The sequence below is a fragment of the Geminicoccus sp. genome (assembly GCF_036263595.1).
GTDB lineage: Bacteria > Pseudomonadota > Alphaproteobacteria > Geminicoccales > Geminicoccaceae > Geminicoccus.
Map to the genome: position 1 here is coordinate 22,126 of NZ_DATAGQ010000201.1, position 21,533 is coordinate 43,658.

The 21,533-nt window shown below is 68.2% G+C and carries 18 protein-coding genes and 1 pseudogene; 7 read left to right on the plus strand and 12 right to left on the minus strand.

Annotated features, from left to right (window positions below):
* Positions 1–54 precede the first annotated feature (54 nt).
* Positions 55–960 (plus strand): NAD(P)-dependent oxidoreductase, encoded by a 906-nt coding sequence (locus VHL31_RS22050; RefSeq protein WP_329663399.1) that lies wholly within the window; start codon positions 55–57, stop codon positions 958–960.
* A 6-nt stretch (positions 961–966) separates the two neighbouring features.
* Here the strand turns inward: VHL31_RS22050 and VHL31_RS22055 are convergent, their stop codons facing one another.
* The 7 genes from VHL31_RS22055 to VHL31_RS22085 all read right to left on the minus strand — a co-directional run bounded on the left by VHL31_RS22055 (position 967) and on the right by VHL31_RS22085 (position 8,029).
* Complete coding sequence (locus VHL31_RS22055) at positions 967–1,923, minus strand: carbohydrate kinase (protein ID WP_329663400.1); 957 nt, start codon at positions 1,921–1,923, stop codon at positions 967–969.
* Positions 1,920–2,969, minus strand: coding sequence for an ABC transporter ATP-binding protein (locus VHL31_RS22060; RefSeq protein ID WP_329663401.1), 1,050 nt, complete (start codon positions 2,967–2,969; stop codon positions 1,920–1,922). The genes VHL31_RS22055 and VHL31_RS22060 overlap by 4 nt, the downstream gene beginning before the upstream one ends.
* 23 nt (positions 2,970–2,992) lie before the next feature.
* The gene (locus VHL31_RS22065; RefSeq protein WP_329663402.1) at positions 2,993–4,030 is read right to left on the minus strand and encodes a carbohydrate ABC transporter permease; all 1,038 of its coding nucleotides are present in this window, start codon (positions 4,028–4,030) and stop codon (positions 2,993–2,995) included.
* Positions 4,027–5,172, minus strand: a complete 1,146-nt coding sequence (locus VHL31_RS22070) for a sugar ABC transporter permease (RefSeq protein ID WP_329663403.1) — start codon at positions 5,170–5,172, stop codon at positions 4,027–4,029. The genes VHL31_RS22065 and VHL31_RS22070 overlap by 4 nt, the downstream gene beginning before the upstream one ends.
* Positions 5,173–5,233: 61 nt before the next feature.
* Complete coding sequence (locus VHL31_RS22075; protein WP_329663404.1) at positions 5,234–6,700, minus strand: ABC transporter substrate-binding protein; 1,467 nt, start codon at positions 6,698–6,700, stop codon at positions 5,234–5,236.
* Between the two features lie 58 nt (positions 6,701–6,758).
* Positions 6,759–7,322, minus strand: coding sequence for a glucose-6-phosphate isomerase family protein (locus tag VHL31_RS22080; protein ID WP_329663405.1), 564 nt, complete (start codon positions 7,320–7,322; stop codon positions 6,759–6,761).
* Between the two features lie 185 nt (positions 7,323–7,507).
* The gene (locus VHL31_RS22085; protein ID WP_349262524.1) at positions 7,508–8,029 is read right to left on the minus strand and encodes a YidB family protein; all 522 of its coding nucleotides are present in this window, start codon (positions 8,027–8,029) and stop codon (positions 7,508–7,510) included.
* A gap of 167 nt (positions 8,030–8,196) precedes the next feature.
* On the opposite strand from VHL31_RS22085, the gene VHL31_RS22090 reads away from it, so the two are divergent.
* The 4 genes and pseudogenes from VHL31_RS22090 to VHL31_RS22105 all read left to right on the plus strand — a co-directional run.
* Positions 8,197–10,125, plus strand: a complete 1,929-nt coding sequence (locus VHL31_RS22090) for a cytochrome c (protein ID WP_329663407.1) — start codon at positions 8,197–8,199, stop codon at positions 10,123–10,125.
* 153 nt (positions 10,126–10,278) lie between these two features.
* Entirely contained in the window at positions 10,279–12,393 is a 2,115-nt protein-coding gene (locus tag VHL31_RS22095; RefSeq protein WP_329663408.1) for a protein-disulfide reductase DsbD family protein, read from the plus strand.
* A 26-nt stretch (positions 12,394–12,419) separates the two neighbouring features.
* Positions 12,420–13,061, plus strand: coding sequence for a redoxin domain-containing protein (locus VHL31_RS22100; RefSeq protein ID WP_329663409.1), 642 nt, complete (start codon positions 12,420–12,422; stop codon positions 13,059–13,061).
* A gap of 221 nt (positions 13,062–13,282) precedes the next feature.
* Positions 13,283–13,927 (plus strand): annotated as a pseudogene (locus VHL31_RS22105) (SLC13 family permease); the annotation flags it as partial.
* Between the two features lie 193 nt (positions 13,928–14,120).
* On the opposite strand, the gene VHL31_RS22110 reads toward VHL31_RS22105, so the two are convergent.
* Genes VHL31_RS22110 through VHL31_RS22120 form a run of 3 tightly spaced genes read right to left on the minus strand, consistent with a single transcriptional unit; the run spans position 14,121 to position 16,555 of the window.
* A complete protein-coding gene (locus tag VHL31_RS22110) occupies positions 14,121–14,480 on the minus strand; it encodes a hypothetical protein (protein ID WP_329663411.1) in 360 nt (119 codons plus the stop codon).
* A complete protein-coding gene (locus VHL31_RS22115) occupies positions 14,480–15,571 on the minus strand; it encodes a glycosyltransferase family 2 protein (RefSeq protein ID WP_329663412.1) in 1,092 nt (363 codons plus the stop codon). Before VHL31_RS22115 ends, VHL31_RS22110 begins: the two co-directional genes overlap by 1 nt.
* 30 nt (positions 15,572–15,601) lie before the next feature.
* Positions 15,602–16,555, minus strand: a complete 954-nt coding sequence (locus VHL31_RS22120) for an NAD-dependent epimerase/dehydratase family protein (protein ID WP_329663476.1) — start codon at positions 16,553–16,555, stop codon at positions 15,602–15,604.
* Between VHL31_RS22120 and VHL31_RS22125 the strand changes: the two genes are divergently transcribed.
* Complete coding sequence (locus VHL31_RS22125) at positions 16,518–16,838, plus strand: hypothetical protein (protein ID WP_329663413.1); 321 nt, start codon at positions 16,518–16,520, stop codon at positions 16,836–16,838. The two genes, VHL31_RS22120 and VHL31_RS22125, sit on opposite strands and share 38 nt — an antisense overlap.
* Positions 16,839–16,872: 34 nt before the next feature.
* Here VHL31_RS22125 and VHL31_RS22130 read toward each other — a convergent pair whose 3' ends face one another.
* Both VHL31_RS22130 and VHL31_RS22135 read right to left on the minus strand, forming a co-directional pair.
* The gene (locus tag VHL31_RS22130; protein WP_414653804.1) at positions 16,873–18,252 is read right to left on the minus strand and encodes an MFS transporter; all 1,380 of its coding nucleotides are present in this window, start codon (positions 18,250–18,252) and stop codon (positions 16,873–16,875) included.
* A gap of 240 nt (positions 18,253–18,492) precedes the next feature.
* On the minus strand, positions 18,493–19,848 hold the full coding sequence (locus VHL31_RS22135) for a dicarboxylate/amino acid:cation symporter (RefSeq protein ID WP_329663415.1): 1,356 nt from the start codon (positions 19,846–19,848) through the stop codon (positions 18,493–18,495).
* A 254-nt stretch (positions 19,849–20,102) separates the two neighbouring features.
* Here VHL31_RS22135 and VHL31_RS22140 point away from each other — a divergent pair, with 254 nt between their 5' ends.
* Entirely contained in the window at positions 20,103–21,515 is a 1,413-nt protein-coding gene (locus VHL31_RS22140) for an alpha/beta hydrolase fold domain-containing protein (protein WP_329663416.1), read from the plus strand.
* Positions 21,516–21,533 lie beyond the last annotated feature (18 nt).

Below are 21,533 nucleotides of genomic sequence, written 5' to 3' on the forward strand. Positions count from 1 at the left end.
GGCACGATCCCCACAGCGGGGGTCGCGTTCGGCGCCGACGATGTGGGGGAATGGATGAGCAGGACGATTCTCGTGACCGGTGCGGCCGGCCTGATCGGCAGGGCGGTCGTGGAACAGCTCCTGGCGCGCGGCGACGAGGTCGTCGCCATCGACCGGGCGGCCTCGGGCAGCGGCAGGAGCGCGGTCCGCGACTGCGACCTCCGCGACAGCCACCGGCTCCATGCCATCGCGGCAGCCACGCCGTTCGACGGCATCATCCACTGCGGCGCCCATTCCGGCCCGATGGTCGCGCGGGACAACCCCTACGACCTCGTGCAGGTCAACGTGGTCGGCACCGCCAACGTGCTGGAGATCGCGCGGATCTGGAGGGTCCGCCGCCTGGTGAACTGCTCATCGGTCAGTGCCTATGGCGATACGCCCTCCGGCCTGGTGACCGAGGAAGCGCCGCTGCGGCCATCCACCGTCTACGGCGCCACCAAGCTCGCCGCCGAGAAGATCGCGACGGCCTACTGGCAGGAGCATGGGGTGGATGCGGTGTCGCTGCGGCTGGCCTGGGTCTATGGCCCCAACCGCACCACCTTCTGCCTGCTCCGCCAGATGGTGGCGGACACGCTGGTCGGGCGGCCGGTCCGGCTGGCCACCGGTGGTGACGCCATGCGGCAGTACATCCATGCCGACGACGCTGCCGCCGCTCTCATCGACGCGCTGGACGCAGAGAAGCTCGGCCAGCGCGCCTATACCGTGACTGGCGACGACTTCCGCACCGTGACCGAGGCCGCGGCCCTGGTGCGCAGCGTGCTGCCCGAGGCCGACATCGAGATCGGCCCCGGGCCGGAGCCGGGCGACGACGTGCAGCACCGGTTCGATATCAGTGCTGCGCGACGCGACCTCGGCTACGAGCCGGCCGTGACGCTGGAACAGGGCATCCGCGACATGGCGGACAGGCTGCGCGGGGCCTGACCCGGCTCACGCCCGGCTGGCGAGGAAGGCGTCGATGGCCTCCGGGCCCGGCAGGCTTTCCATGCCGCCGGTGCGGGTCGCGGTGAGCGCGCCGGCGGCACAGGCCCGCCTGGCGACCTGCTCCAGCGCCGGCTTACCCTCCAGCTGGAAGTCGCGGGCGACGAGCTCGGTCAGCAGCGTGGCCATGAAGGCGTCGCCGCAGCCGATGGTGTCGACCGTCTCGACGACGAAGCCGTCGACCGCCATCGACGCGTTCGCCGTGTACAGCTCCGCCCCCTTCGGCCCCTTGGTCACCGCGGCGAACTGGAGGTCCGGATGCCAGAGCGCGCAGACCGCCTGGGCGATGTCCTCGATGCCCGTGAGCATGCGCAGCTCGTCGTCGCTCACCTTGAGGATGTTCGCCGCCTGGATGACCTCGCGCCCGGCGGCGAGCATGGCGGCCTGGTCGCCCCACAGGTGCACCCGCAGGTTCGGATCCGCCGAGATGCGGATGCCCTTCTCCTTCGCGAAGGCCATCCCGTGGCGCTGGGCGCTGGCCGAGGTCGGCTGGGCCAGGAACAGGCTGCCGACATGGAAGACCTTCGTAGCGCGCAGGATGTCCTGGTCCAGGTCGTCCGGCGACAGGTCGGAATCCGCGCAGCCATCCCGATAGAAGAAGAAGTCGCGGTCCCCTTCCGGGGTCAGGGTGACGACGGCAAGGCCGGTGCGCCGCTCGCGGGTCGTGCGGATCCCGTCGATGGACACGCCGTTGCCCCGCAGCGTGTCGACCAGCATCCGGCCGAACGCCTCGTCGCCGACCTTGGTCAGCATGGCCGAGCGTCCGCCCAGGCGCGCCACGCCGACCGCGACGTTGCCGGGCGCGCCACCGGGCTTGGCGACGAACCGCATGCTGTCGTCGGCGGCAGGAAGCGGCACCAGGTCGATCAGCAGCTCGCCGATCGAGACGACATCGAAGCTGCTCATGAGATGCGCTCGCCGGTTGCCTTGTCGAACAGATGGACCACGCGCGGCTCGAAGCCGACCCCGACGCGCTGGCCGATGGCGCCGTCGAAGTCCTTGTCGGCCTTGACCGTCACGGTTGCGTCGCCGCAGCGGCAGGTGACCAGCGTGTGGTCGCCGATCAGCTCGCTGGCATAGATCTCGCCGGCCAGATGGCCGCTGCCTTCGGCAGTCAGCCGCCCGTCCTCGGGCCGGATGCCCGCCACGACCGCCTTGCCGCTGCTCGTGCTGGCTGTGCCGAAGCTGCCCGACCCGCACTCGAACCGGCCCTGCGTCAGGCTGCCTTCCAGCACGTTCATCGGCGGCGAGCCGATGAACCCGGCCACGAACAGGTTGGCCGGCCGGTTGTAGATGTTGGCCGGCGTGTCCAGTTGCTGCAACACGCCGCGTTCCAGGATCGCCACGCGGTGCGCCAGCGTCATCGCCTCGATCTGGTCGTGGGTCACGTAGATGGTGGCGATGCCCAGCTCGTGCTGCATGTGCTTGAGCTCGGCGCGCATGTGGCCGCGCAGCTTGGCGTCCAGGTTGGACAGCGGCTCGTCCATGAGGAAGGCGCTGGGTCGGCGCACGATCGCCCGGGCCAGGGCCACGCGCTGGCGCTGGCCGCCCGAGAGCTGCCGCGGGAAGCGGTCGAGCAGCTGGTCCAGCTGCACCTGCCTGGCCACGTCGCGCACGCTGCTCTCGATCTCGGCCTTCGGCCGCTTCCGGACGGCGAGCGGGTAGGCGATGTTGTCGAACACCGTCTTGTGCGGGTAGAGCGCGTAGGACTGGAAGACCATCGCGACGTCGCGGTTCTTGGGCAGCACGTTGGTGACGTCGCGCTGGCCGATCACGATCCGGCCCGAGGAAACGCTCTCCAGGCCGGCGATCATGCGCAGGGCCGTGGTCTTGCCCGAGCCGGACGCGCCCAGCAGCACCAGGAACTCGCCCGGGTTCACCTCGAGGGAGAGCGTCTTCAGCACCTCCACCTGGCCGAAGGACTTGGAGATCCGGTCGAGAACGATGGTCATGGAATGGTGCTCGTCATGACGCGTCAGCCCTTCACCGCGCCGAGCAGCAGGCCCTTGGCGATGAAGCGCTGGAGAAGAAGGGTCAGCCCGATCACCGGCAGGATCATGAGCAGGATCAGGACCGACATGTACCACCATTGCGGCCCGCGGGTGGCGTTCTGGGCGGCCACCAGGACCGGCATGGTCTGCGCATTGGCGCTGGAGAGGAAGAGGGCCAGCAGGTACTCGTTCCAGGCCAGGATCAGCACGAGCAGCCCGGTCGCCACCAGTCCCGGCCGGGCCAGCGGCAGCACGATCCCGAAGAAGATCGCAAACCGCGAAGCGCCGTCCAGCGACGCGCTCTCCTCCAGGTCCTTGGGAATGGTGACGAAGAAGTCGTACATCAGCCAGACCACGATCGGCAGGTTGACCGTCGTGTAGGTGGCGATCAGCGCCGTGCGGGTGTCCAGCAGGCTCAGGCTCTGGAACATCACGTAGATCGGCAATGCTGCCACCACCGGCGGAAGGATGCGCTGGGAGATGATCCAGAACAGGATGTCGCCATTGCCGAGCGAGGCCCGCATGGTCCGCCCGACCGCGCGCGCCAGAAGCAGGAAGATGGCCAGCGCCACCACCGCCGCGATCCACCAGGGCACGCCGAACCCGGCTACCGCCACGATCATCACCCCGCCCAGGAAGATGAAGAGCAGGATCGAGGCCAGCCTTGGCGCGAACTCCAGGCGCGAGAGCGCATAGGCGGCCATCGAGCCGATCAGCATCGCCAGCACGGTCGAGACCAGCGCCACGACGATCGAGTTCATGTACGGCCGCAGCGTGTCGTTGCCGAGGTCGTAGAAGATGTAGTGCCAGGCATGCGTCGACGGCATGAAGTCGATGTACGGCAGGTAGACCGGGCCGGCGGAGACATGGATCGGCAGCTTCAGGGACGTGATCGCGATCCAGTAGAGCGGGAACAGGACCACCAGGCTCCAGACGATCAGGGCGCCGTAGACCAGCACCGAGCCCAGCGGCGACATGGTCTCCAGCGATTTCGGCTCGGTCAGGCGCTTGAGCACGCTCATGCCCTTGCTCCCCGCATCGGCTTCACGACGAAATTGAAGAACGAGACGCAGGCGATCGTGGACAGGAAGAGGAGCATGTAGGCGACCGCGGCGGAGCCGCCGAGGTTGAGCGCCCGCCACTCGATGAAGGCGTGCAGGGTCAGCGATTCGGTCGCGATGCCAGGGCCGCCATTGGTGAGCACGTTCGGCAGGTCGATGATCTTGAAGGCCTCGATGGCACGGATCAGCACGACCGTGGCGGCCACGGGGGCGATCGACGGCCAGGTGATGTCACGGAAGATCTGCCAGCCGCTGGCGCCATCCAGCTGGGCCGCCTCGACCTCGTCGCGCGGCTGGCTCTCGATGGCGGCCAGCAGCACGATGAAGATGAACGGGATCCACTGCCAGCTGTCGCCGATCAGCACGACGAAGCGGGCGGTCCAGGCATCCGCGGACCAGGAGGTCTGGGCATAGCCCAGCCAGCGCCAGAGCGGCGCGAAGGGCCCGACCGCCGTGTCGGCCAGCATCCGGAAGGTGTAGGCGATGCCGACGGGTGTCACCATCAGCGGCACGAAGAACAGGACGCGGAAGAAGCTTCGGCCACGGATGGGCTTGGCACAGATCAGCGCCAGGCCCAGCCCGATCACGAACTGCAGGGTCACGCCGCCCACGACATAGAACAAGGTCGTCGCGATCGTGCCGAGCTGGCCGCCCTCGCCCAGGTCCAGCGCGAACATCACCGCCAGCGCCAGGGCGGTCGCGAACGTGATCAACCGTCCGATCGAGCCGACGATGCCGACCTGGCCGGAGCGCAGGTAGCGGAGGGTGCCCCATGCCACCAGGACAGCCGTGCCGGCGATGATCGCCCAGCCCAGCAGCGTGATCGTGCCGAACGTGCCCAGCAGGTGGAACTGCTGGGAGCCGGTCAGCATCTTCCTGAAGTTGAGGGTGCCGATGAAGGTCAGCGTGTAGCCGCCCGGTGCCAGCTTGAAGCGCGACAGCGCGAGATAGGCCGACGCGATCAGCGGAAAGATCGAGAATCCGAGGATCAGGACGACCGCGGGCATGATGAACAGGCGCCCCGCCTGCCGGTCGAGCCAATCCTGGATGCTTTCGCGTTCCGCCGGCGCCGCTGCCAACCCGGCGGTCGAGGTCAAGGCCATGGCCGTACTGCCCTGTCGAAGGAAGACGGGGCGCCCGTTGGACCGGACGCCCCAGCGCGGATCACTTCGCGCCGATGGTCGCCTTGTAGGCCTCGAGCTGCTCCTCGGTACCCAGTTCCTCGTTGACCTCGTTCCAGCCCTCGACCACCGTTTCCACGGTGGCGTCGACATCCAGTTCGCCGGCGAGGTAGCGAGCTACCGCCGTGTCGAGCACCACCTGCTGGTAGCGCTGGTTCTGCGGGATGCGCAGGTCCAGGATCATGTTCGGGCTGTTCAGGCTGGTCTTGATCGCGCCGAGATAGCTCTCCGCGTTCTCCTTGCCCATGCCCATCTTCTCCCAGGTCGCGACGTCCTCGAGCTGGGACATGCGGTAGGGATTGAAGCCGGTCTCGCCCTTGGTCACGTCCTGGTTGGACTGGGCGGGCTGCGAGAGGTAGGAGAAGAAGGCGTAGGCTGCGTCCTTCACCTTGGGATCGGCATTGGCGTTGATGCCGCCGCCCCAGCCGCCGAACGCCGCATAGGGCGCATGGTTCAGCCCGTCGATCGCGTGCGGACATGTGTTGGCGTCACACGCCACGAACTCGCCGGTCTCGCGGTCGATCACCTCCTTGGAGCCCGGGAGGATGGTTGCACCGACCTTGCCGGTCACCTTGCTCATCGACGGGTCGACCGACATCGAGCCGATGTCGCCCCAGTCCATCGACAGCGCACAGCGCCCGGCCACGAACATCACGCGGGTGTCGGCCACGTCCAGGTTCAGCTCATCCGGCGGGCCGTACTCGGAGGTCTTCTTGTAGACCTCCAGCGCCTTCTTGAACCCGGCATTGTCGATGAGCGGGGTCATGTCCTCGGTGTTGAAGAACACGCCTTCGCTCGTCCCCTTGGCCTGGATATAGCCGCCGGCCACCGAAGTCAGGAACCAGTAGCCCTGGGCGTTGCGCTTCTTGCCGATGCAGGAGCCGAAGTCGGGCTGGCCGTCGCCGTTCATGTCCTTGCCGTTGGCGGCCGCGGCGATGTCCAGATAGTCTTCCCAGGTCTTGGGCGGCTGCTTGCCCAGCTCTTCCAGGACATCCGTCCGATAGAAGATCATGTGGAAGTCGCCGTCGAACGTCATCATGTACGTCTTGTCAGCATACTTCTGCGAGAACTCGCGGAAGAACGGCGCGATGTCGTCCTGCGCCAGTGCCTGGTCGCCTTCCATGCGCGGGGTCAGGTCCTCCAGGAACCCGGCCGCGGCGTAGTCGACCATCCATTGCGGCGCAAAGACGGCGGCGTCGATGGAGTTGGTGCCGGTCGACCAGTCGGTCAAAAGCTTCTGGTAGATGTCCGAGAACGGCACGGTGATCACGTTCACCTTGGCACCGCTCAGCTTCTCGAACTCAGGCGCGCGCGCCTGCATCGGCCCGGAGATCGCCGGCCCGGTCTGCGTCAGGATGTTCACCGTGACGCCGTCAAACTCGGCGGCCATCGCCGGAAGTGCGGCGGCGGCCACGCCCATCATGGCGGCGCTTGCGACCCAGTTTCTCATTTTCATCTCATCCTCCCCGAAAACCAGACGAACGGACCTGCCGTCCTTGGCGACGACCTCAGCTGACGAAATTCGGATTGTCCACGATCTCGACCCGACCGTCCCTCGCGACCACGAGCTTGCGCATGCCCTTTTCCAGGATCTCGCCATATTCGTGGCCCGCATCGGGGGCACAGTGCCAGACGAAGACCAGCTTCTCGTCGCCCGTGTTGATCGAGCGATGCGCCCAGTCCGGCGGGATGAACGCGCAGATGCCCGGCTTCATCTCGACCGTCCGCACCAGACCATCCCGCGACTGCAGCAGCAGGATGCCTTCACCGGACTGGGTGTAGTAGGTCTCGCCGCATTCGCGCCGCTCGTGGAAATGGCCGCGAGTCATGAAGAACTCGTCGCCGACCCGGCCGGGCGCCATGATCGTCGTGCCGAACGCGAGGTCGCTGTCCTGGTGGCGGTAGTCCACGACCTCGTAGGCGAGCGGATCCTGTCCGGCCACCATCGCCGCGTGCGCCGCCTTGTCCCGGTAGAGCCCGGCAAGCTCGCTCAGATGCTTGGCGTAGCTGCCGGTGGCGGGCGTCACCGCTCCCGATCTTCCGTCGATGCGAACGCCCGCTGGCAGCAACATTCTCGGCCTCCGGCCAGGCGTGCCCGCCACGCCCCCTTAGCCGGGTTGTCCGGCCAAACGTCCTGTTTTTCAAGGTCGTTCTGGCCGTTGCCCCTGCCCGGCCCGGCGCCTCCGTCCAGCGGGCGCGCCGGGAGCGGGCTGCCCGGGCCGTGGCACCGGGAGCCCGCTCCTGGCGGATCGCGCGGTCAGGCAGGCAGGCGCCCGTCCGGCGTGTACTTGTCGACGGCGTTCGGCAGCTCCCGGGTCAGCCGCGACAGGAGTTCCTCACGCGAGAGGCCGGTATGCTGCATCAGCGTGGCCAGGGCATCGGGGCCGATCGCCTGTTCCAGCTGGTGCGGCGCGACTTCCTTGTTCGGGCCGGACTGGACCCAGGAATCCGCGACCTCGCCATGGCCGCTCTGCCGGAAGCGATCGACCAGGTCGCCGAGCCCGCCGCTCAGGATGCTGTCCGGATGGGTGCTGGCACCCCCGCCGCCGCCAAGCAGACCGCCAAGGCCGCCCAGCAATCCGCCGAGCCCGCCGCCACCGGTCTGCTGGGCAGCACCGGTGGACTGGCCGAAGCCGCCGCCTTGCGGGTGCGGCTGGGTGGCGCCGCCGGCAGTTCCCTGGCTGCCGCCGAACATCTCGGCAAGCTTGTCCCGGTTCTGGTAACCGGCCACGGCAAGCAGGCCCAACAGGGCCGTCATCGATGGCAGACCGCGACTCATCATGTTTCTCCTTTGGTGCCAGGTGCCTCGAACAACATGGGCCATGCGACGGAGTTCCTGACACGCGGGGCGACGGCCCTTGCCAATCCCAGCGTTGAAACTGTCATACACACTCGGTAGCGTGAGTCCGATGGGGACGTGCCGCGCGGCATGCGGGAGGTAGACGAATGCTTTTTCGCGGCAGCGCGTTGGCAGCTTCCACCGTCATGATGCTCGGGATGGGGGCAGCTCAGGGGCAGGAAGCCGTTCCGGACGCGGCACTGGTCCAGCGCGGCGAGTATCTGGCGCGGGCGGCCGACTGCATGCCCTGCCATACCGCACCGGGCGGGAAGCCATATGCGGGCGGCCTTGCCCTGAACACGCCGTTCGGCGCGCTCTATTCCGTGAACATCACCTCGGACCCGACGACCGGGATCGGCGGCTGGACTTTCGAGCAGTTCAAGGGCGCCCTGCATGATGGCATTCGCGCGGACGGCGCCTATCTTTATCCCGCCATGCCGTTCGATGCCTACACGAAGATCCCGGACGAGGACCTGAAGGCGCTTTGGGCCTACGTGCAGACGATCCCCCCGGTCGAGGCGCCGAATCCGGAGAACCAGCTGGGCTTCCCGTTCAACATCCGCATGGGCATGCTCGCCTGGCGCGAACTGTTCTTCGCGCCCGAGTACTTCCAGCCGACCGCCGGCAAGAGCGACCAGTGGAATCGCGGCGCGTACCTAGTCGAGGCGCTGGGCCACTGCTCGGACTGCCACAGCCCGCGCAACATCATGGGCGCCATCAAGGGAAAGGAGCAGTTCACCGGCTCGGAGATCGACGGCTTCTATGCGCCCGCCCTCACCTCGGCGGCCCTGGCGAAGAACTGGACCGAGGCCAGCCTCGTCACCTTCCTCAAGACCGGGTCGGCGCCCGGCAAGACAACCGTGTTCGGCCCGATGGCGGAGGTGGTGCAGCACAGCACGTCGCAGCTGACCGACGCCGACCTATCCGCCACGGTCGCCTACCTCATGGACAGTCCGCCCCCGCCAGATGCGCCCAGGCCGCAGCAGCTCTCGCCGCTGCCGGCCGACGTCTACCAGCAGGCGTCCAGGCTCTATGTCGACCAATGTGCTGGCTGCCATCAGCCGCACGGCACCGGGCTGGCCGGCTCGGTCCCGCCGCTCCAGGGCAACCCGGCCGTCACCGCGGCCGAGCCCTACAACGTGATGATGGCGGTGCTGCAGGGCCTGCCGCCCGGCGGGGCCTACGGCGCGATGCCATCCTTTGCCGGCCGGCTGTCGGACCAGCAGGTCGCCGACCTCACCAACTATGTGCGCACGAGCTGGGGCAACCCGGCCCAGCCCAACGCCACGGCGAACATGGTGGCGGCCTGGCGTGCGACCGCAGCGGTGCCGAGCTATGGCAGCGAGGCGGCCGAAGCGTTCGACTGCCCGAAGGTGGGCGGCGCACCGGGGGCAGCCGGTCCGGATGCCGATGCGGTCGCCGCCGTGACAGCCATGCTCCAGGGTGGCGACCGCAACGTGCCCGACCTGGTCGATGCCTATCGCGCGAGTGCCTCCGACGACGATCCCGCGGACGTGGTGAACGCGCTGATCTCGGCCTACTGCCCGGTGGTCGCAGGGAGCGCCGGGCCGACCTATGCCAGGAACGCCGAACTCAGCCGCTTTGCCAGGCAGGTCGCAGCCACCGTGTCGCCGCAGGCAGCCGCCGTGCCGTTCCCGAAGGTCGACATCACCTGGGCCCTGCCGGTCGGGCACACGCTGGTCAGCAGCCAGCCGACCGGCACAGCCGGCCGGCTGATCTGCCCGGCGGACGATGGCAAGCTCGTGCCGCGGCAGCTGGTGGCCGATGCCACGGGCATCCTCGGCAGCCCGGTGCTCCCGGTGAACGGCGACATGCGCAAGAGCCTGGTGAACGCGCTGCTCGCCAAGGACCCGAAAGCCGCGCCGGCCGACGCCGCCAACGCGCTGATCTCCGCCTATTGCAGGCTGGTGACCGCCGACGGCTCGACCAGCGAGGCCCAGCAGCGCGCCTGGCTGGAAGGCTTCAGCGACGAGATCATCGCCGATCTGCAGATGCAGACCGCCACGGCGCGCTGATCCGGCCCGGCCGGCGCCCGTTACACTTCCTTACGCCTGCATGGACGGGCTGCGGTTGCACCCGGCCCTGCACCGGACGATATTGCCCGTGCAAGGGACCGGTGTGGATCCGGTGCCCCATGTCTTTTCGCAGCGCTGAGGATCCCAGGCGACATGCCCTGGCGGCACGCCCCATTGGCCTACCTGGCCGGCCTCCTGGCCATCCTGTCCGCGCCGCCGGCGCTGGCCCAGGAGAGCGCGCCGTTCACCTCGCCGCAGACCACCGTCACCGTGGTCAGCGAGGCCCAGGCCATCGCACCCGGCCAGCCCTTCCGGCTGGGCCTGCGCCAGCGCATCGCGTCCGGCTGGCACACCTACTGGAGCAACCCGGGCGATGCCGGCGAGCCGCCGCAGCTCACCCTGGGCCTGCCCGAGGGCGCAAAAGCCGGCGAGCTGGTCTTTCCCGCACCGGAGCGCATCCCTTACGGCCCGCTCGTCAATTTTGGTTACGAGAACGAGGTCGTGTTCCCGATCTCGGTGACGCCGCCTGCCACGCTCGTTCCGGGCCAGACCTTCTCGGTCAAGGCCGACGGCTACTGGCTCGTCTGCGCGGAGATCTGCATTCCCGAGGAAGCGAGCTTCACGCTCGACCTTCCGATCGAGGCGACGCCGCGCCTGTCCCCTGATACGGCGCCCATGTTCGCCGCGGCCGAGGCCGCCCTGCCCCGGCCATCGCCCTGGCCGGCAACGGCGGGTTTTGCCGGCGAGGCCGGCGCCCTCCAGCTGGCCGGCGACACCTTCTCACCGGCCTCGGTCGAGGAAGCCTTCTTCTTTCCGGCCGAGTGGGGCGTCGTCGAGAACGCAGCCCCGCAGGAACTGACGGTAGGGCCGGGCACGCTCACCCTCTCGCTGGCCCGCGCCAAGGGCGAGCTGCCCGAGCGGCTGGACGGCGTCATCGCCATCACCGACCAGGCCGGCAGCCGCAGCACCTACACCGTCAGCGCGCCGTTGGGACCCGTTCCCGCCGCCGCCTCGCCGGCGCTGGGGCTCTGGCAGGCCGCCCTCTTCGCGCTGGCGGGCGGGCTCCTCTTGAACCTGATGCCCTGCGTGTTCCCGATCCTCGCGATGAAGGCGGTCGGCATCGCCGGCCTGTCCGGTGCCGAGCGCCGGACCATCCGCGGCCATGCCGTGTCGTACACGGGCGGCGTGGTCCTGTCCTTCCTGGCGCTGGGCGGCTTGCTGCTGGCCCTCAAGGCCGGCGGGATGGTCGCCGGCTGGGGTTTCCAGTTCACCTCGCCGATCTTCGTGGCCGCCATGTCCTGGCTGATGCTGGCGGTGGGCCTGAACCTTTCCGGCGTTTATGCGGTGGGCGGCCCCGCCTCGTCCGGCAGCGGGCTCGCGGCCAAGGGCGGCCATGCCGGCAGCTTCGCCACCGGTGCCCTGGCCGTCCTGGTTGCGACGCCCTGCACCGCCCCGTTCATGGCTGCCGCGATCGGCGCCGCGTTCGCGATGCCGCCGGCCGCCACGCTCGCGGTCTTCCTGGCCATGGGGATCGGCATGGCGCTGCCCTATGCGCTCCTGGCCCTGTTCCCTCATCTGGCCCGCCTGCTGCCCCGCCCCGGCAGCTGGATGGAGCGGCTCAAGCAGTTCCTGGCCTTCCCCATGTACGGGGCCGCCATCTGGCTGGTCTGGGTCCTGACGATGCAGACCGGTGCCGACGGCGTGCTGCTGGCCCTGGGCGGCGGCCTGCTGATCGCGTTTGCTGCTTGGGCCATTGGCGCCGCCCAGGCGGGCAGCGGCAGGACCGGCCTGCTCGCCAAGGCCGCGGCGGGCCTGGCGGTGCTGGGGGCCCTTGCCCTGCTCCCCCAGCTCCAGGGTGCCACCGCCGCCCCGCGCATCCCGGTGGCCGGCGCCGCCGAGCCCTGGAGCGCTGCACGCGTGAGCGAACTGCAGGCGAAGGGGCAGCCCGTCTTCGTCAACATGACAGCGGCCTGGTGCATCACCTGCAAGGTCAACGAGCGGATCGCGCTCGATACCGACGCGGTGCAGGCGGCGTTCAGGGCCGGCAATGTCGCCCTTCTCGAGGGCGACTGGACCAATGGCGACCCCGCCATCTCGGCACTCCTGAAGAGCCAGGGCCGCGAAGGCGTGCCCCTCTACCTCCTCTACTCGGCCTCCGGCGGGACCCCCACCGTCCTGCCGCAGATCCTGACGGAGAACATCGTCCTTCAGGCGATCGAGGCCACCACCCGGACGGCTGCGAGGGTGCCAGGCCAGCGCAGCAGCTGACGATCCACCGACCAGGAGTTCCCGCCATGACCGCTGCGATCACCCGCCGTTTAGCACTCCGCTCGGCCCTGCTCGCCAGCGCGGTCGTCCCGCTCCTGCCCCGTCTCGCCCACGCGGCCCCCTCGGTCGGCTCCCCGGCACCAGGGTTCGAACTCCCCGACCAGGACGGCGCCATCCACCGGCTCGCCGACTTCCGGGGCAGGATCATGGTGCTGGAGTGGACCAACCACGAGTGCCCCTATGTTCGGAAGCACTATGGCAGCGGCAACATGCAGGCCCTGCAGGCGGAAGCCACCGGCAGCGGAATCGTCTGGCTCTCGATGGCCTCGTCTCCGGAAGGCATGCAGGGCCATGTCACCGGCACCGAGGCCAGGGAACTCACCGCCAGCCGCGGCGCCAGGCCCACCGCCGTCCTGCTCGACCCGCAAAGCCAGGCCTCCCGTGCCTATGCCGCGACCACCACGCCCGAGATGTTCATCATCGGCCCGGACGGCACCCTGCTCTACATGGGCGGAATCGATTCCATCCGCTCGACCCGCCCGGCCGACATCGCCAAGGCCGAGCCCTACTTCAGGAACGCGATGCTGGACGTGCTGGCCGGACGTCCGGTCGCCAAGGCGGTGACGCAGCCCTATGGCTGCGCGGTGAAGTACGCCCCGTCCGCCTGAGGCCGAGCACGCCCCCTTCCGCATCGGCCTGATCAGCCCGCAGCTTCGATAGCCGCCATCCCGGCGGATGATGCCTGCCACCCCTGGACCGTTGGGGCCGTCGGTCCATGTTCCGCAGTCGGGCATGGTTCCGGAAACCGCCGCCACCGCGCGATGCGGCGAACGATGGCCCACGGTCGGCTGCCAGCAGGGAGCAGCAACGTAGCAGGGAGATCATCGGCTTGAACTTCGACGCTTACCTCATCCTCGTGGCGGCCCTGGGCATTGCCGTCCTCCTGTACCTGATCATCAAGGTGCGGCTGCATGCCTTCGTGGCGCTGCTCCTGGTCAGCCTGCTGGTCGCGGTCGCTGCCGGCATGCCGCTGCCCGACATCATCAAGGCCTTCGAGCGCGGGATGGGCAGCACGCTCGGCTTCGTCGCCATCGTGGTCGGCCTCGGCGCCATGTTCGGCCAGATGCTCGAAGTCTCCGGCGGCGCCCAGCGCCTCGCCACCACGCTGGTCGCCAAGTTCGGCCAGGATCGGGTGCCATGGGCGCTGGGCCTCACCGGCTTTCTCGTCTCGATTCCGGTGTTCTTCGACGTCGCCCTCGTGATCCTGGTCTCAGTGATCTACGAGCTGACCCGCAACGGCAAGCGCCCGATCCTCTATTACGGCGTGCCGCTGATCGCCGGCGGTGCCGCGACCCATGCCTTCATTCCGCCCACGCCGGGACCCATCGCGGTCGCCAACCTGCTCAACGCCGATCTCGGCCTCGTCATCCTGTTCGGCACGATCTGCGCCCTGCCGGCTATGGCAATCGCCGGTCCCTTATGGGGCAGCATCATCTCGCGCCGGATCACCCGCGGGCTGCCCGACTGGCTGGACGGTCATCGCGATCGCGGCCGGCAGCACGATCGCCAGCCACGTCAACGACAGCGGCTTCTGGGTGGTCACCCGATTCTTCGGCCTGACCGAGAAGGAGGCGCTCCAGTCCTGGACGGTCGCGACCACGCTCGTGTCCGTGGTCGGCCTCGTCATGGTCCTGATCCTGGGCGCGCTCTTCACTTAAGCGCGCTCCTCAGCCCGGCTGGCGCGATGGCCGCCGTGCCAGCCTGACCAGGTGCGTGACCCCGATCAGCACCGCCAGCAGCACGAAAGGCAGCAGGGCCAGGCGCGGTGCCGAGCCGCGCAGGCCGCCGAGATCAGCTGCCACCCCCGTCCCTGGCTCGATCAGGCCAGCCAGGGCGTGCAGTCCCAATCCTTCCAGCGCCAGCACCGCCAGGATCGCCAGGGTCAGCGGCAGGACGCTCATCATGATGCGTTTCTGTCGCGGCTGGCGGGCACGCTTGTCGCCGAACAGGAAGCGCAGCGGCATCAGGAGGGCCAGGCAGACATAGTAGAGGCCGCCCAGGCCGACGCCAGGAAGTCCCGCGATCATCAGTGTCCCTTTTCGTAGACGGTGAGCGACCGGCCCAGCACCAGCTCGCTCCAGAGAGCCCTCAGGAAGAACAGGCTGTTCACGAGCCTGAGCACCGCAAAGGACGGCAGGCTCGCCAAGGCCTTCATCGTCTCGCCACGAGGAATGGCCGCCGCCAGCACGGGCACCGCCACCACCGGCAGGTCGATCAGGTAGCCCAGCAGGAACCAGGGGCTGACGAACAGGGCCAACAGCGGCATCGCCACCAGGAAGAGGATCGACGCCACGCTCGCATCCCACAGGCCTACGGCCACGGCGCTGCGCAGATAGGAGACCTCGACGATGCCCCGCCAGTGCTGGCGGACGTTCTGGACGAAGCCGTGCGACCAGCGGCGCAACTGCTTGCTCATGAAGTTGTAGTCGCGCGGCTCGATCGGATAGCTGAGCGCTTCCGGCACGAACCGCACGCCCCGGCCCTGCTCGTGCAGGGTCCAGGTGAGGTCCATGTCCTCCGCCATGGTGCGGGTCGGCCAGCCGCCCAATGGCATCAGCACGTCGCTGCGATAGACCGAGAAGCAGCCCGACGCGATCAGCGCCTTGTCGTGCCAGTCCTGGATCCGCTTGAAGTAGGTGAAGGCGAACAGGTACTCGACATAGCGGCCCCGCTCCCAGATCGTCTCGACATGGCGCGGCAGCACGAAGCCGCAGGCCACCGCCACGCCAGGCTCATCGAACGCCGCCATGATCAGCTCGACCGCGTCCGGCGCCAGCACCGTGTCCGCGTCGATCGCCATCACATACTCGGTCGTCACCTGGGTCAGCGCGAAGTTCTGCGCGCCGGCCTTGGACCCGGTGTTCTGCGGCGGCTGGATGACGGTAGCACCGGCCTCTCGCGCGATGGCGGCCGTGTCGTCGGTCGAGCAGTCGTCGATGACGATCACCTCGGCCGGCCGTGTCGTCTGCCCCAGGAGGCTTTCCACCGTGTCGCGAATGGACGCCGCCTCGTTATAGGCGGGCACGATGATGGTGAGCCGGTCGGCACGCGAGGTGGGACCCACCTCGGTCCGCTCGGCCGGGAAGGTCGACAGCGGCGGAGCCGCAACCATGGTCATGTCGGGAGCCTTATGGGCGTGGATGCTGGATCATGCGGCGTGAGGGAGCGGCAGCGCGTCCGCCGCCTGGTTCAGCGTGTGCCGGAGCCCTTCCTCCAGGCTGGTGCGGGCCGAGATGCCCAGCATGTCGATGGCCGCTCCCGGATCGCCGAGCGACACCCTGATGTCGCCGGGACGCGGGTCGGCGTGGATCAGGCGCGGCCTGCGCCCAGCCAGGCGCCCGATCGTCCGCGCAAGCTCCAGGATGCTCACGGAGCGCCCGGTGCACACGTTGAAGACGTTGGCGCCCGAGCGCGTGCGCTCCATGGCGGCCTGCAGATGTGCCACGACATCGGCGACGAACACGAAGTCGCGGGTCTGCCCGCCATCGCCGAACAGGGTGATCGCCTCGCCCCGGCCGATCCGGTCGACGAACACGGAGATCACGCCCGAATAGGGAGAGCGCGGGTCCTGGCGCGGCCCGTAGACATTGAAGAAGCGCAGGCCGGTGGTCGGCACGCCGTGCACCGTCCAGGCCACGCGCGCATGGATCTCGCTGCCGAGCTTGTCGGCACCATAGGCCGTCAGCGGGCAGGCATGCTCGCGCTCCGACAATGGCACGGCCGGTGCATCGCCATAGACGGCGGCCGACGAGGCATAGACGACCGGCACGGATCGTCCGCCCCGGCCGCTCCGTGCAGCGTCCAGGACGTTGACGGTGCCGGTCTGGTTCACCGCATGGGTCCCCTGCCAGTCCTCGTTGGCCCGGAACACCGAAGCGATGGCGGCTAAGTGGAAGCACCCGTCCGCTTCCCGCATCAACTGCCCGACCAGCGCCGCATCCCGTACGTCGCCGATGACGACCCGGGCTGCTGCAGGTGCATGGGCGAGATGGCCCGTCGACAGGTCGTCCAGGATCGTCACGTCGTGGTCCTGCGCAACGAGCGCGTCGGACAGGTGCGAGCCGATGAAGCCGCAGCCGCCGGTAACGAGGAAGTTCGACAGTGTAGGTTACTCCGAAGGCAGCCGGATCGACCGACGGCACTTGCCCCAGTGCTTGTCACGCCTTCCGCAGGAAGACAAACTTCTCGACGAGTTTCTCAGCCTTGGACGAACAACAGCAATCCAGCAGCAAAACATGACCGCCATCATGTTCTACATTTTTCCCGGAAAATCTGGCAATCGACAGACGACTGATCAGCCGGCCTTTCTTCGGCCGGCTGAGAACACAACTGACGCGGACGTCCGAAGGACCGTCCATCCGTTCGGGATGACGGCGATCACATAGGGCAGTTGATCATTAAATGGAAATTTAAATGAACTTAATCTACCAGCGCTTTAGCGGGATCAGGATGGCCGACCGTTTCCAGGCTCACGCCTGACGTCTCGATCCGGAACAGCCAGGTCACCACTGCACCCAGCACCGAGGTTCCGGCCAGCAGGTAGAGCAGGGTCTGCGTCCCGATGTCCTCCAGCAGGATCGGGAACAGGAACGCCGTGGCCACAGCCCCGACCTTGCCGAAGGCGGCGGCGAAGCCGGCGCCCAGGCCGCGGATATGGGTCGGGAACACCTCCCCGGCGATCAGATAGGTCTGCGCGTTCGGTCCAAGATTCGTCATGAAGTTGAACAGCATGAAGCCGGCGAACAGGAGGAGCGTCTGTACCCAGCCGGCATGGTCCAGCGACAGGGACGCCAGCAGCAGGCCCGCCGCGCAGCCGACGAAGCCCAGCACCTGGAGCGGGATCCGCCCGGCCCGGTCCGCCAGCATCACCGCCGCGGCCACGCCCACGATGAGCAGGAGGTCGATCAGCGCCGCCCCCTCCACGGCCAGAAGGTCGTTGGCGACGATGTCGCTCAGATCGTGGCCATGCGTCGCGGCGTGCCCGAGCGCCATGGCCAGGATGGTGGGCGTGAAGATGCCGATCCCATAGGTGCCGAGGTCCTGCAGGAACCATGGGACCGAGGCCAGGACGGTGGCGCGCCAGTGGGAGGGCTGGAACAGGGTCTTCAGGCTGCGCGCCGAGACATGGCCGTGGCGCGCGCGGGCGAGCCGGACGACCTTCGGGTAGGGCGGCCGGCGGTCGAGCAGCCGCCTGGCCTCCTGCTCCGCCTCCTCGGTGCGGCCATGGCTGACGAGCCAGTGCGGGCTCTCGCTCACGAACAGCCGCCCCAGCGTCACGAGCAGGGCCGGAATGATCGTGACCGCATACATCCAGCGCCAGGCACCGACCCCGTCGACGTTGGAGAGGACGACATAGCCGACGGCCGTGCCGCAGAGCGCGCCCACGGCCTGGAACCCGAACGCGCCGAGGACCAAGCGGCCGCGCGCGCCGGTCGGGATGCTCTCGGAAATGACGAGGTGCGCGGTCGGGTAGTCGCAGCCCAGCGCCACGCCGACCCCGAACAGGAAGAACACCGTCCAGCCGAAGTTCGGGCTTACCGACAGCAGCATCAGGAAGAGGACGAAGATCACCATCTCGACGATGAACATGAACTTGCGGCCGAACTGGTCGGCCAGATGGCCCAGCGCCAGGGCGCCCACCAGGATTCCGAACAGGCTGGCCGCGCCCACGATGCCGTGCTGCACGCCGTTCATGTCGAACTCGTCGGCCATGAGCGGCATCGCCACGCCGGTCATGAACACGACCAGCCCCTCGAAAAACTTGCCGGCAGCCGCGAGCCACCAGATCCGCCACTGCATGGACGTCAGTGGTGCCGCCGGCAGTGCCGTGCCGTCCCGCCATTGCGGCGGCTCGTCGATATAGTCCTGGAGCGGGCGTGCCGGTGGGTCCGCGGCTGCTTCGACGGAAGGTTCGAACGGCACGGGCTCATCCTCCGGTCGACGCGAGGACCGCGCTCGGCCCTCCCCGGTGCTGAGCCATAGGGCAGCTTGTTTTTCAAGATGATGACGGTGATCAAGGGACCATGGGACCGGCGGCGCCTAGCTGGCCCGCCGCAGGTCCGCCGGCACGTGCACCTCCACCTCCGGCACCGCGTCCTCGTCCACCTTGCCGGCCAGGGCAGCGGACAGCTGCGCCTTGTCCAGTTCGCCTTCCCACCGCGCCACGACGATCGCGGCCACCGCGTTGCCGATGAAGTTGGTGAGCGCCCGGCACTCGGACATGAACCGATCGATGCCCAGGATCAGCGCCATGCCCGCCACCGGCACGGTCGGCACCACCGACAGGGTCGCTGCCAGGGTGATGAAGCCGGCACCCGTGACGCCGGCAGCCCCCTTGGAGCTCAGCATTGCCACCAGCAGGAGCAGGATCTCCTGGCCGAGCGTCAGGTCGATGTCCATGGCCTGCGCGATGAACAAGGCGGCCAGCGTCATGTAGATGTTGGTGCCATCCAGGTTGAACGAATAGCCGGTCGGCACGACCAGGCCCACCACTGACGGCGAGCAGCCTGCCTTCTCCAGCTTCTCCATGAGCGACGGCAGCGCGGATTCGGACGAGCTGGTGCCGAGCACCAGGAGCAGTTCCTCCTTGATGTAGCGGATCAGGGAAAGGATCGAGAAGCCGTTGTACCTGGCGACCGCCCCCAGCACGACCAGCACGAACAGGACCGAGGTCAGGTAGAACGTGCCGACCAGGGCCGCGAGGTTGGCGACCGAGCCGATCCCGTACCGGCCGATGGTGAAGGCCATGGCGCCGAAGGCACCGAGTGGCGCCACCTTCATGACGATGTGCACGACCCGGAAGATCGCCATCATCGCGCTGTTGACGACGTTCAGCACCGGCTCGCCCCGCTCGCCGATCATGCCGAGCGCGATGCCGAACAGCACGGCGAAGAACAGGACCTGCAGGATGTCGCCGGTCACGAGCCCGCTCACCGCCGTGGTCGGGATGACGTTCAGGAGAAAGCCGGTCAGGGTCTGCTCGTGCGCGGCGCTGGCATAGCCTTCCACCGCCTTCGTATCGAGCGTGGCCGGGTCGATATGGAGGCCGCTGCCCGGCTGCACGACGTTCGCCACGATCAGGCCGATGACCAGGGCCAGGGTCGAAAAGGTGAAGAAGTAGAGGAACGCCTTGCCGGCGACCCGTCCGACCTTCTTCAGGTCGCTCATCGAGGCGATGCCGGAAACCACTGTCAGGAAGATCACCGGCGCGATCACCATCTTCACCAGCTTGATGAAGCCGTCGCCGATCGGCTTCATCGCCGTCGCGACGTCCGGATAGAAATGGCCGAGGGTGATCCCGGCCGCGATCGCGATGAGCACCTGCACGTAGAGATGGCGGTACCACCTCCTGGGTCCGGCATGGGATGCGGGACCATGGGCTGTCGCAGGATTCATGGGGCTGCCTCCCTGAGGATCCGATGCAGGCGCAACCGGCGGCAGGGCCGGCGCCCATGGTCGACCGCCAGCGTCCTCCGCCGTCGTGGACGAAGAGCATGAAGAGCCGGAAGTTCCCGTCCGGCGGGATCAGCCGAAGTCGCAGGCGAGACCGAGTGGAGTTTCCGCTTGCGGCATGGGGCCGGTGCGGCAACATGCTGCGATGTTCGGCGGGCCGGCGGACGGTCTGTCGCCAATGCCGTGCGACCGACGCGATGCCTTCAATTGTCCTGCCCGTCCTGCTTTTCCTGTGCGGACTGATCCAGCTGTGCGAGCGGGCGGCGGCGTCGACCTACGAGCTTCAGCCCGACATCGTCTACGACGTCGTCACCGAACGCGATGGCGATGGCGTCCAGCGCACCGTTTCGCTCATGCTCGACTTCTACCGTCCCGTTTCGGCTGCCGGTCCGATGCCGCTCGTGGTCTATGTCCATGGCGGCTGCTTCGTCACCGGCACCAAGAGTGGCGTGCCCTCCTTCATCCGGGGCCTCACCGGCAGCGGGATCGCAGTGGCCAGCGTCGAGTACCGCATGGCGCGCGATCCGCGCAAGCCGGCGGCCGGGCAGCAGCACTGGCCCTACCCCGCCGCCCTGAAGGACGTACAGCAGGCCGTGCGGTTCCTGCGCCAGAACAAGGACCGGTTCGGCCTGGATCCGTCGCGCATTGCTGTCCACGGCGAATCGACCGGTGGATATTTCGCCGCCGCCCTGGGTGTGCTGCCGCTCACCGACCGCGCCGGAAGGACCGATGCCTATTCGGTGCGCGTCGGCACGGTCTCGGACTGGTACGGGCGGACCGACTTCACCCTGCCGAAGTCGCCGAACGGGTGGCCCTGTCACGAGTTCTGGCTGGCCAAGCCCCTCGACGAGCAGAGCAGGCCCGCGTTCGAGCAGGCCGGGATCATTCCCCACGTCGATGGTGCTAGTGCCCGCCGTTTCCTGATCATCCACGGCAACCTGGATCCGCAGGTCGACATCGTGCACTCCACCTCGCTGTGGAACAGGCTGCGGGCGGCCGGCATCCCGGCGGTCATGTACGTGAACGAGGGACGCGGCCACCAGTTCAACAATGATCTGGCCGCCCAGGCCGTCACTCGCCGCTTTCTGCTGGAAGCGCTCCGGCCATTTGGTCAGCAGCCTGTCCTGTCACGGCTGCGGATCGATTCCGGCCGGCTCGAGACGCAAGGTGCTGCGCCCATCCCGGCCGGCTGGCAGACCGATCGCCACGCGAACCCGAACGCTCCCGGCCGCACGACCGTGGCTGGCGGGTGCCTGGCCCAGCCGATCGCCAATGCCGCCCCGTCCCTGGCCCAGATCTACCGCGATATCCGCTTCGGCAAGGCGTTCGGCTATCGCATTCCCGTGACGAACGGCGCCTATCGGGTCCGGCTGCACTTCGCCGAGTGCCGCTACACCAAGATCGGCCAGCGGCGCTTCGACGTCGGCCTGTTCGGCGTCCGCCTTCTGCGCGGCTACGATACGCTGAGGTCGACCCGTGGCCGGGTCGCCACTGCGGACATCCGCGAGCTGCACGCCATCGTCAGCAACGGCCGCCTCGACCTCGACTTCGCGACCACCAACAATGCTGACGCCTATGTCAGCGCGGTGCAGCTCGAGCGGCTCTTCTAGAGACCGATCACAAGGCGG